The sequence below is a fragment of the Nocardiopsis alkaliphila YIM 80379 genome (assembly GCF_000341005.1).
GTDB lineage: Bacteria > Actinomycetota > Actinomycetes > Streptosporangiales > Streptosporangiaceae > Nocardiopsis > Nocardiopsis alkaliphila.
Window position 1 is genome coordinate 1 of record NZ_ANBD01000049.1, and the last position, 11,717, is coordinate 11,717.

The following is an 11,717-nucleotide window of genomic DNA, read 5'->3' on the forward strand; positions in this document are numbered from 1 at the left end:
GAACGAGGCGATCGTCTGCGAGTACAGCTCGATGCGCCCGCTCGGCGTCCGCAACGGGTCGGCCTCGGGATCCTCGCGGAACTCGCCCAAGAGGGCCTCGTCCTCGACCCGGCCCGGCATCTCCAACCGGCCCCGCTCCCAGAACTCGTCGAAGTCGGGCACCTCCAGGTCATGGCGGGCCAACAGCGAACGCCACCGTTCGTAGGCCAGACGCATCCATTCACCGCTGGTGCGCCCCTCGGTGAACTCCTCGCGCACCCCCAACCGTTCGGCCAGGTCGGTGTAGGTGTCGTACTCGTCACGGGCCTGACCATGGGGTGGCACTACCCGCGGCATCGCCCGCAGCGCCAGGTCACCCTGGCTCGCCGCCATGTCGTCGCGCTCCAGCACGGTGGTCGCCGGGATGACGATGTCGGCGTGGCGGGCCGTGGCCGTCCAGTGCGTCTCGTGCACCACCACGGTCTCCGGTCGCCCGAACGCTCGGGTCAGCCGCTTCAGGTCCTGGTGGTGGTGAAAGGGGTTGCCGCCCGCCCAGTACACGAGCCGAATGTTGGGGAAGTGCTTGCGCTCCCCGTCGTAGTCGTAGGGCTGCCCCGGGTACAGCAGCATGTCGGAGATCTTGGCCACCGGGATGACCGAATCCACCGCGTTGTTCCCCTGGGGCATGCGTGGCAGTCCCAACGGGGTCGCACCGCCGCCGTAGTTGCCCATGGAACCGTAGCCCGACGCGAACCCGCCACCGGGCAGCCCCACTTGGCCCAGACAGCAGGCCAGTGCCAACCCCGCCCATAGCGGCTGCTCGCCGTACCTGGCGCGCTGCACCGACCAGCCCACGTTGATCAGGGTGCGCTTCTGGGCCATCCGCCGGGCCAACGCCCGAACGTCGTCTGCGGGCACCCCGCTCACCCGCTCGGCCCACTCGGGGGTGCGCGCCACCCCGCCAGGCTCACCACGTTCGTCGCGCTCGCCCATCACGTAGGCGCGCAGCCGGTCGGCACCGACGGTGTACCGGTCCAGGAACGCGGTGTCGGCCAGCCCTTCGTTGAACAGCACGTACATGAGGGCCAACAGCACCGCGGTGTCGGTACCCGGCTCCAACGACATCCACGTGCACTTGAGTTCGTCGGGGGTGTCGTCGCGCAACGGGGAGACCGACACGAACTCCACCCCGGCGTCCGAGGCCGCGCGCATGGCCGGACCGGCCGTCTGCGCGGCCCGGCCGCCGGAGGCGATCCAGGTGTTGGACACGCGCAGCCCACCGAAGCTCACCAGCAGTTCGGTGTGTTCGCGGATCCGTTCCCAGGACGGGGCGCGGTGCAGCAGGCGATCGGCGGCGGGAACGCCGATGATCCTCGGGAACAGCACCTCCACGGCGCCGTGACTGTAGGTGGTACGCGAACGGGTGTAGCCGCCGATGGTGTTCAGGAAGCGGTGCAGCTGGCTCTGGGCGTGGTGGATCCGTCCCGCGCTGCCCCACCCGTAGGAACCGCCGTAGATCGCGGCGTTGCCGTACCGGCTGCGAACCCGGTCCAGTTCGGCGGCGAGCAGGTCCAGGGCCGTGGACCACTCCACCTCCACGTACACGTCGTCGGGGTCACCACGCCGGGGGTCCGGTCCGGGACCGTGCTCCAACCAACGGCGGCGCACCGCCGGGCGCGCCACTCGGGTGCGGTGGTGCTGGGCCACCGGAGTGTTGGCCATCATCGGGGACGGAGCCGGATCACGTGGGTCGGGTCGCACTCCCACCACCCGGCCGTCGGCCACCTCGACCTGGTAGCCGCCCCAGTGGGTGCTGGTCGGATGTGGCTTGGCCAACATGTGCACTCTCCCCCATGATCCGAGCCCGTCGTCGCCGGGTCCGGAGCACACTCTACGCACCACACGATGCGATGATGAGGCGTGCGGGCCCGGACGGGACCCGTCTCACCAGCAGCAGGGCGCGAGCACGGAGTGGGAGACACGCATGGCGGAGCCGAGATCACGACGGTCGGTACTGGCGGTACCGGGATCCAACCCCCGGTTCGTGGAGAAGGCCCGCCGGTTGGACGTGGACGCGTTCTTCCTCGACCTGGAGGACGCGGTCGCGCCCTTGGAGAAGGAGGACGCCCGCACCACAGCGGTCAAGGCGCTCGCCGACGGCGGTTGGGGCGGCAAGGTCCGTTCCGTGCGGGTCAACGACGTCTCCACCGAGTGGGCCTACCGCGACGTGGTCACCGTGGTCGAGAACGCGGGCGCCCACCTGGACGCCCTGGTCCTACCCAAGGTGACCGCCGCCCGGGACGTGCACTGGCTCGACACGCTCCTCACCCAGATCGAACGCGCCATGGGGTTGCCCGTCGGCCGGATCGGTATCGAGGCGCAGATCGAGGACGCCAAGGGTCTGGTGAACGTGGACGAGATCGCGGCCGCCTCACCACGCCTGGAGACCCTCGTCTACGGCCCCGCCGACTTCATGGCCTCGATCAACATGAAGAGTCTCGTGGTGGGCGAACAGCCGCCCGGATACGACACCGGTGACGCGTACCACCACGTCCTCATGCGCATCCTCGTGGCCGCCCGTGCCCACGGCCTCCAGGCCATCGATGGTCCCTACCTACAGATTCGTGACGTGGACGCGTTCCGCCGCGCGGCCGGACGCACCGCGGCCTTGGGCTTCGACGGCAAATGGGTCCTGCATCCACTCCAGGTCGAGGCGGCCAACGAGGTGTTCGCCCCCTCCCAGGAGGACTACGAACACGCCGAGCGCATTCTGGACGCCTACGCACACGCCACCACCGTGGATCGCAGAGGCGCCGTCATGCTGGGTGATGAGATGCTCGACGAGGCCTCTCGGAAGATGGCCCTGGTGGTGGCGGGCAAGGGCCGTGCCGCCGGCCTGCGACGCGGCCGTTCATCCGAATCCTTCGAACCCCAGGACTGACCGGCCTCGTTCTTACCGCTCTCTCACCCGGGTGAGAGAGCATGGGCGCATGGAAAGCACCGCCACCGTCCTGGTCGCCGACGACGACAGGGCCATCAGGGAGTCCCTGGAACGCGCCCTCCAGTTGGAGGGGTACACGGTGCGCACGGCCGCGGACGGGGTCCAGGCACTGGCCTCCGTCCACGCCGAGCCCGTCGACCTGCTGATCCTGGACGTCATGATGCCCGGGGTGGACGGCCTCGGGGTGGCCCGTGTGCTGCGAGCCGAGAACGATCGCACCCCCATCCTGATGTTGACCGCCCGGGTGGAGACTCCAGACCGGGTGGCGGGATTGGACGCCGGCGCCGACGACTATCTCGCCAAACCCTTCGAACTCGACGAGCTCCTGGCTCGCCTACGGGCCCTGTTGCGCCGCGCCGCGCCCACGGCCGAGGAGGCCCATGGTGAGGCTCCACTGCGTGTGGGCGAACTACGGTTGGACACGCGCGCCCGCCGGGTCTGGCGTGGCGAACGTGAGGTGGAGCTGTCCAAGACCGAGTTCGACCTGCTCGAACTGCTCATGCGCAACGCAGGTATCGTCCTCGACCACTCCACCATCTACGACCGCATCTGGGGTTACGACTTCGGTCCCGAGTCCAAGAACCTGGCGGTCTACATCAGCTACCTGCGCCGCAAGCTGGAGGACGGCGGTTCATCGTTGATCCAGACGGTCCGGGGCGTCGGATACACGCTGCGCCAGGGGTGATGGGCGGTGCACGCTCCCCACGACCAGGACCGGAACCGCGACACGACCTGGCACGGCGTTCTGTTCAAACCACGTGACTGGCGGCTGGGCACCCGTTTCGCCGTACTGTTCGCCACGGTGGCCGCGGTCACCATCGCCTTGATCGGAACACTCGCCTACGGCGCCTCCGCCACACTCATCCGTGCCGACGCCGAGAGCGAGTTCGACACCGCGGTACAGAACCTGTCCCGCCAACTCGTCGTCTCCTCCCAGGCCAGCCAGGACGTGCAGGAGAACCGGTACGCCTTCATCGCCCCGGGCAGTCTGGACGCGCAGGTCCTAGGGCCCGACGGCAGCTGGGCGCGGCTGTTGGCCAACCGGCACGAGATCTCCTCCTTCCACCCCACCACGGAGGAACTGGAGGTCGCCCGAGCCGACGAACCCGGCATCGTGAGCACGAGGGAGTCGCAGGCCCACGAACAGCAGTACCGGGTGGGCACCGTCTCCCTGGGGGAGGGACGTGGCGCCATCCAGCTGTTGCAGCGCCTGTCACCGATCGAACAGATGGTGAACCGGCTGGCCACCCAGATCCTCTGGGTAGGCCTGTTCGTCGCTTTGTGCGCGGCGTCCGTGGGCTGGCTGGTGGGACATCGCATCACCGGACGCCTGGTCCGCCTCACCGACGCCGCCGAATACGTGAGCTCCACCGGTCGCCTCGACCCGCTCACCACCGCGCGCGCCGGGAACGGGGACGCGGAACACGAAGAGGTGGGTGGACCGGAACGGCCCAAGGAACCGGGCAACGACGAGGTCACCAGGCTCACCAGTGCCTTCAACGGGATGCTCGCGCGTCTGGCCCGTTCCAAGGACGAACAGCGCCGCCTGGTTCAGGACGCCGCACACGAGTTGCGCACCCCGCTCACCAGCCTGCGCACCAACGTCCAGGTCCTGGGGAGGGTGGATCGGCTCACACCTGACGCCCGTCAGCGGCTCATCGACGACCTCCAGGGTGAGACTCGCGAGCTCACCGACCTGGTCAACGAGTTGGTCGGGTTGGCCACCGGTGACCACGAGGATGAACCCCGAAGCGCGGTGGTGCTCGCCGACGTCGCCGAACGGGTCGCCGCACGGACACGGCGACGTACCGGTCGCGAGATCCTGGTCGACGCCGACGAGAGCGTGGTGTGGGGACGCCCCGGTGCCCTGGAACGGGCCCTGGCCAACCCGGTGGAGAACTCCGCCAAGTTCGACCCTCAGGGGAGGGCTCCGATCGAGATCCGTGTTCGCGAAGGGGTGGTGGAGGTCCTGGACCGAGGGCCCGGGGTGGAACCGGCCGAGCTCCCCCACCTCTTTGAACGTTTCTTCCGGGCGACCGTCGCCCGGGGCCTGCCCGGCTCGGGACTAGGGCTGTCCATGGTCCGGGAGATCGCCCATGATCACGGAGGTACGGTCTTCGCCCGCAACCGTGACGGAGGCGGCAGCGTCATCGGGTTCCGGCTGCCGGCCCACCGACCGGCGCAGGACGATGGGCCCACCCCGGCATCGGGATAGACGCGCGATCCTCCCCAGGGGCGCGCGTCCAAAAGAGGAGGGGTGGTCCCGGCCCATGGGCCGGGACCACCCCCTTGGTGCCCTGCCTCGTTCGGAGCGACGCCCCCGTCACCCTCCCGCGAGGCCGGTTTCAGTCCTCCTCGTCCTCCAACTCTTCGGTGGCCGAGACCGCGCTCTGCTCACCGAGGGTCACCTGGACGTCCTGTGGGGAACCGCTGCCCTCGGCGAGTACGCCCAGGGTGATCTCGTCCCCCGGCTGCCGGGTGCGGATCTGCGCGATCAACTCATCCGGGGTGCTCACCGTCTCACCGTCCACCGAGACCACGACGTCCCCGGTGGACAGACCGGCTTCCTCGGCCGCACCACCATCGGTCACCTCCACGACCTCCGCGCCACCGTTGCGGCTCGGGGCGATGGTCGCCTGGATGGCCGGGTAACTCGCGCTGCCCTTGGCCACCAACTGCTCGGCGATCGGACGGACCTGGTTGATCGGGATGGCGAAGCCCAACCCCACCGAACCGCTCTCCTGGGAAAGACCGGCGATCGCGGTGTTGATGCCCACGACCTCGCCCGCCAAGTTCACCAGCGGGCCACCGGAGTTGCCCGGGTTGATCGCGGCGTCGGTCTGGATCGCGTTGATCACGGTGGAGGTCTGCCCGCCACCGCTCTCGGTGGCGCCGGTGTTCACCGGCCGGTTCAACGCGCTGACCACCCCGGTGGTCACCGTGCCGGATAGACCCAGGGGCGAACCGATCGCGACCACTTCGCCGCCGACCCCGACCTGGTCGGAGTCGCCCAGTGTGGCCGGGGTGAGGTCATCACGACCTTGGGCCTGGATCACGGCGATGTCGGACACCGGGTCCGAACCGAGGATCTCCGCCTCCGCGGCGGTGCCGTCGTTGAACCGCACCTGGAGCGGGCCGTCCTCGGCCGCGGCCACGACGTGCGCGTTGGTGAGGATCTGCCCGTCCGAGGAGATGATCACTCCGCTGCCGCCGCCAGAGCCGGTCTGGATGGAGACCACGCTCGGAAGGACCTGTTCGGCGACCTCACCGACGGCTCCCTCGGTCGCGGTGGAGCCCTGCTCACCGGTGAGCGAGCTGATGGGTTCGGCACCGGGCAGTAGGTAGGAGGTGCCCAGAGCCGCCACCGGGCCCACGATCAAGCTGGTGACCAGGGCGGTCGCCGCGGCGATGCCGACGATCCTTCCGGTACCGCGCTTCTTCGCCGCCTCTTCGGGTAGTGGCCCCCCGGGCGGACGCCCGAACGGCTCCGGGTACCGGGGACCGCCGGCGAAGGCCGAGGGCTGCTGTGGCCCGGACGGCCCGGGGGGAGCTCCTGGACCGAATGGCCCCGGCCCCGGGCCATGCTGTGGGGGCCCCACCGGGTGAGGGCCGGTGTGCGGACCCTGGCCGTGGAAGATGAAGGGGGCACGGTCGGTGTTGTTGGGTCCGGTCGCCCAACTGGGGGCGGGACCTTGAGGCGGGGAGAAACGGGGAGCACCCGCGCGTTCGGCCTCGGGGGCCGGTGCGGCGGATTCGTTCACGGTGGTGTCCCGGTCCGACCCCGGCTCAGGCCTTGGGTTCGGGTCGTCGGAGGCGAGGGAGTCCTGGACAGGGTGGTCCTCGGGGCCGATGGGGCGCTCGACACCCGCATCGTGTTCCCGGCCTTGACCGGGTTCGTTCGGCTGCAACTCATCCTCCGGCTGATGGGACGATGTACTGACATGCTTCATCTTGTGGGGCGTGGGTTAGAACAGGGTGAGAAACCGATACGACACGGTTTCGAGTTCATCCCCGTGCCACGGCGAACACTTTCCCCGAAGGCCCCTCCAAGGCGAATGCCCCACAATGTCCGAAACGATACCGTGTTCGCGCTCACACGCAGCGCCTGTGACTGGGAAGGTCCCACCCGTGATCAAGCTCGTTCTCGCCGACGACGAACACCTGGTGCGGGGCGCGATCGCCGCGTTACTCGGTTTGGAGGACGACATCGAGGTCGTCGCCGAAGTCGGTCGTGGGGACCAGGTGGTCGACTCCGTCCTCGAACACGACGCGAACATCGCGGTGCTGGACATCGAGATGCCGGGAGCCACCGGCCTGGAAGTCGCCGCGCGGCTCAAAGAGCGCGCGTCGGGTTGCGGGGTCGTCATCCTCACCAGCTTCGGACGTCCCGGCTACCTGCGTCGTGCCCTGTCCGCGGGAGCCAGGGGATTCTTGGCCAAGGACGCCCCCGTGGAACAGCTCGCCGGAGCCGTCCGCAAGGTTCACCAGGGTGGCCGTTACATCGACACGGACCTCGCCGCCGCCGCGATGGTCGGTGGTGAGAGCCCGCTCACCGACCGTGAGAGCGAGGTGCTGCGCGCGGCCGCGGACGGATCGACCGTCGCCGCGATCGCCAAGTCCCTCCACTTGAGGGAAGGAACCGTGCGCAACTACCTCTCCAACGCCATCGGCAAGATGGGAGCGGAGAATCGTATGGTCGCCATCCGCACCGCCCAGGACATGGGCTGGCTCTGAGAAAGGTCCCTCAACGGCCTGACCCGATCGCGGGGGTCGCCGTTCGGGTATCGGGCGGGAGAAGGTCAAGGCCCGAGGCGAGCACGCCAAAGCGAAGCGGAGGCGTTGGAACCACCGCCTAAAGGAACCGCAGGACCAACATGGCGGTGTCGTCCGAGTTGCCGCCCGGGGCGTACTCCTCCAGCTCGCGTTCGATCCGGCTGATCACCGCTTGGGCGGTGAGTCCGGCGGCGCGGGAGAAGATCTCCTCCAGGCCCTCGTCACCGAGCATGTCACCGTTGCTGCGCCGTTCGGTGACACCGTCGGTCACCGCCAACACCACCTCGCCCGGACGGATGTCCACGCTCTCGGTCGTGAAACTCACGTCCTCGAACGCGCCGAGCAGGGGTTGGGAGGCACCGAAGGTCTCCACCTCGCCCTTGGGGCTCAGACGCAGTGGCAACGGGTGGCCGGCCGAGACCATGCGTACGCGCATACCACCCACGGCGTCGGTCGCCGGAGTCATCTCCCCGTACAACATGGTGAGGAACCGGGTCGAGGTGTTCTCCTCCAGGATCGCCATGTTCAGTCGCTGCATGATGTGCGCCGGGGTGAAACCTTCCCTGGCCAAGGCCCGCAGGGTGTGCCGGGCCAGACCCGTGACGGCGGCCGCCTCCGGACCGGTTCCGCAGACGTCGCCGATGGCGAAGCACCAGCGGCCATTGGCGGAGAAAACGTCGTAGAAGTCACCGCCCACCTCGCTGCGCTCGTCCGAGGGGCGGTAGTAGACCGCGTGATCCACGCCCGGGATCACCGGTTCCTTGTCCTTGGGCGGTAGCAGGCTGCGCTGTAGCGCGGTGCTCATGGAGGTATGCCGCTCGTGCAGTCGGGCGTTCTCCATGGCCGAGGCGACCCGACGGCTCAGGTCGTCGGCGACGTCCGCCTCCTCACGGGTGAAGTCGTCGGTCTCGTCCTTGCCTATGGTGATCCGACCCAATGCGCGGCCGTGGGCCACCAGCGGGATGCTGATCGCCGGCCCGCTCGCCAAGGTGCCGGCCAACTGTTCGTCCAACCCCTCCTCGGCCAGCTCCTGTGGGGTCCACAGTGGCTGTGGTTCACGCTGCTCACGCGGGGGGAGCGCGGTGAGCAGCGACCTGAGGACGTCATTGAGGTTCTCGTCGCCGTGTACCACGTGGGTGAGCTTGGAGACCCCCAACTCGTTGATGGTGTGGATGGCGCACCAACGACCCAGACGCGAGGTGATGAGCTGCGCGGCCAGGGCGCCGGTCATACGCTCGTCCAGGGTTCCGGCGAGCAGGTCACTGGCCTCGGCCAGGAAACTCAACGAGGCGCGACGGCTCAACTCGACCTCGGCCAGCCGGGCTCGTTCCATGGGCAGCGCGATCAGGTCCGCGCCCTCTTGGAGCCGCTTGGCCGCGGCCGGGCCGAAGTGTCGGGTACGGGTGGAGGCCACGGCCAGCAGCCCGGTCACCCGGCCGTCCACGGTCAGTGGCGCCGTCACCAGGGAGCGCATCCCCGCTCGGGACAGGGCGCCTCGACCGGCTCGGGCGAGCATCAGGTCGTCGTTGATCGTCGGTCTGGGCTCGGGTGCCGCGGACGGGAAGATCTCCTCCGTGCGCACCCGAAGCGAGCGCCAGGGTGCCCCTCCGGTCAACCCGACCGCGGCCCGTACCTCCCACATGGTCTCGTCCGAGGTGGCCAGCGCGATGTAGGAGGCGTCCCCGCCCAGGGCCGAGGCGGAGTACTCCACGGTACGTTCCAGCAGTTGGGGAAGGCTGAGCCGGGAACCCAGCGCCGAGTCCAGGGCCGACCACGCCGGTGGACGCACGGAACGGGTGGAGCCCCTGCGCACCGGTGGTGACTCCAGGGAGGGGTGATCGGTGCCCTTGTCCTCGATCCGGAACCATACGGCCTTGTCGGTGCGCCCATAGCTCACGCCCCAGCTGGAGGCGATCGCCGAGGCCAGGGCGAGTCCCAGGCCACCACTGCGCTCGTTGTCGGTGGAGGGGGAGGTGTCCACCCTGAGCGGCCCCGCTCGCGGAACCGCGCGTTCGGGGGCCGAGTCGGTGACCATGACCTCGGTGAAGCCCTCCGAACGCCGGACCGTGACCTCCAAGGCGGAGTCGGCGTGGATGACGGCGTTGGTGACCAATTCGCTGACCAACAGGATGATGTCGTCGAAGGGGGCGGGCACACCCCAGGTGAGCAGGGTGTCGTACACGAACTCTCGGGCGGCCGCCGCGGTCTCGGGAGTGGGGGGGAACTCCCGTCGAGCGACCTTCAACGCGTCTTGTGCTGGCAAGCCGTCGGTGTCCTTCATCACTGGGCGCGGATTGCTGGTGGTGGCCCCTGCAACGATACGCGGGATCCGTTCGCGGGGGCTCGGATCCCCGGCCGTGGGTGTGGGCCGGGGCAAGATCAGCAAGCCACCCGTACGAAATGGCCGAGCCGGTTAGTGTAAGACGACACATCCGCTTCTTTCGGGTGGTACCTCGTGACGGATAGCGTGACGAGTGGTCACCAGGGGCGTGCGATCACTCGTGCGCCTCCCGTGTCCCGTGCTCTGACCCGGTAGGGGTCAGGTCCACCGTGCGGTGGACCGTGCCGGACCCGACCCGGTGCGAGGGGATCGATGACCGAGGTGGCGTGCGGGATTGAGGAGGGGTTCATGCCCGAGACGGTCACAGAACTGACCGACGACCAACTCGATGAGATTCTGAGCGCTCTGTATCGGATGCGCGACGGCGACTTCAGTGTCCGTCTTCGCTCTCGCGGTAGCGGCAAGCTCCGGGAGATCGCCTCGGTCTTCAATGAAGTGGTCGACCACAGCGAACAGCTCAGTTCCGAGTTGCAGCGGGTCGGCGACGTGGTCCGTGGAGAGGGCCGGCTCAACGAGCGGGTCATCGTCCACCCCGCGCGCGGCGCCTGGGGCAACAGTGCCCGATCCCTCAACCTGTTGCTGGACGAGGTCGCCCAACCGGTCACCGACGTGGCCCGGGTCTTGGACTCGGTCGCCGAGGGCCAGCTGAACCGTCGTGCCTCCACCGAAGCCCGTAGCGGTGAGCTCAAGGGCGACCTGTTGCGCTTGGCCACCACGGTGAACAGGATGGCCGAACAGATCAGCGGGTTCACCGAGGAGGTCACCAGGGTCGCCCGTGAGGTGGGTACCGAGGGCAAGTTGGGTGGTCGGGCCAACGTCCGTGGTGTCCAGGGGATCTGGAAGGACCTGACCGACAACGTCAACTCGATGGCGGACAACCTGACCAATCAGGTCCGTGACATCTCCAAGGTGACCACCGCGGTCGCCCGTGGCGACCTGACCCGAAAGGTCGAGGTGGACGTCCAAGGCGAGATGCTCGCCCTGAAGAACACCGTGAACACCATGGTCGATCAGCTGGACTCCCTCGCCGACGAGGTCACGCGTGTGGCTCGTGAGGTGGGTACCGAGGGCAAGCTGGGCGGTCGGGCCAGTGTCAAGGGCGTGTCGGGGATCTGGAAGGACCTGACCGACAACGTCAACTCGATGGCCAACAACCTGACCAATCAGGTCCGCGACATCTCCCAGGTGACCACCGCGGTCGCCAAGGGTGACCTGGGCAAGAAGATCACCATCGACGTCCAGGGCGAGATGCTGGAGTTGAAGGACACCTTCAACACGATGGTGGATCAGCTCTCCACGTTCGCCGACGAGGTCACGCGTGTGGCTCGTGAGGTGGGTACCGAGGGCAAGCTGGGCGGTCGGGCCAGTGTCAAGGGCGTGTCGGGGATCTGGAAGGACCTGACCGACAACGTCAACTCGATGGCCAACAGTCTCACCTACCAGGTCCGAAACATCTCCCAGGTCACGACCGCGGTCGCCAAGGGTGACCTGGGCAAGAAGATCACCGTCGACGCTCAGGGCGAGATGCTGGAGATGAAGGACACCATCAACACGATGGTGGACCAGCTCTCCACGTTCGCCGACGAGGTCACGCGTGTGGCTCGTGAGGTGGGTACCGAAGGA

General features: G+C 68.4%; 8 protein-coding genes. 5 read left to right on the plus strand and 3 right to left on the minus strand.

Annotated features, from left to right (window positions below; all coding sequences use genetic code 11):
* On the minus strand, positions 1–1,818 hold a 1,818-nt coding region (locus D472_RS0107900; protein WP_017603944.1), incomplete at its 3' end, for a molybdopterin-dependent oxidoreductase.
* Positions 1,819–1,963: 145 nt separating this feature from the next.
* On the opposite strand from D472_RS0107900, the gene D472_RS0107905 reads away from it, so the two are divergent.
* Genes D472_RS0107905 through D472_RS0107915 form a run of 3 tightly spaced genes read left to right on the plus strand, consistent with a single transcriptional unit; the run spans position 1,964 to position 5,195 of the window.
* Positions 1,964–2,920, plus strand: a complete 957-nt coding sequence (locus D472_RS0107905) for an HpcH/HpaI aldolase/citrate lyase family protein (protein ID WP_017603945.1) — start codon at positions 1,964–1,966, stop codon at positions 2,918–2,920.
* A 49-nt stretch (positions 2,921–2,969) separates the two neighbouring features.
* Positions 2,970–3,665, plus strand: coding sequence for a response regulator transcription factor (locus D472_RS0107910; RefSeq protein WP_017603946.1), 696 nt, complete (start codon positions 2,970–2,972; stop codon positions 3,663–3,665).
* A 6-nt stretch (positions 3,666–3,671) separates the two neighbouring features.
* Positions 3,672–5,195 (plus strand): sensor histidine kinase, encoded by a 1,524-nt coding sequence (locus D472_RS0107915; protein WP_017603947.1) that lies wholly within the window; start codon positions 3,672–3,674, stop codon positions 5,193–5,195.
* A gap of 130 nt (positions 5,196–5,325) precedes the next feature.
* Here the strand turns inward: D472_RS0107915 and D472_RS0107920 are convergent, their stop codons facing one another.
* Positions 5,326–6,888, minus strand: a complete 1,563-nt coding sequence (locus tag D472_RS0107920; RefSeq protein WP_017603948.1) for a S1C family serine protease — start codon at positions 6,886–6,888, stop codon at positions 5,326–5,328.
* Between the two features lie 220 nt (positions 6,889–7,108).
* On the opposite strand from D472_RS0107920, the gene D472_RS0107925 reads away from it, so the two are divergent.
* On the plus strand, positions 7,109–7,714 hold the full coding sequence (locus D472_RS0107925; RefSeq protein ID WP_017603949.1) for a response regulator transcription factor: 606 nt from the start codon (positions 7,109–7,111) through the stop codon (positions 7,712–7,714).
* 118 nt (positions 7,715–7,832) lie between these two features.
* Here D472_RS0107925 and D472_RS0107930 read toward each other — a convergent pair whose 3' ends face one another.
* Positions 7,833–9,998: a SpoIIE family protein phosphatase gene (locus tag D472_RS0107930; protein ID WP_017603950.1), complete on the minus strand. Its 2,166-nt coding sequence runs from the start codon at positions 9,996–9,998 to the stop codon at positions 7,833–7,835.
* Positions 9,999–10,382: 384 nt separating this feature from the next.
* On the opposite strand from D472_RS0107930, the gene D472_RS0107935 reads away from it, so the two are divergent.
* A partial coding sequence (locus D472_RS0107935; RefSeq protein ID WP_033303380.1) for a HAMP domain-containing protein occupies positions 10,383–11,717 on the plus strand: 1,335 nt, incomplete at its 3' end.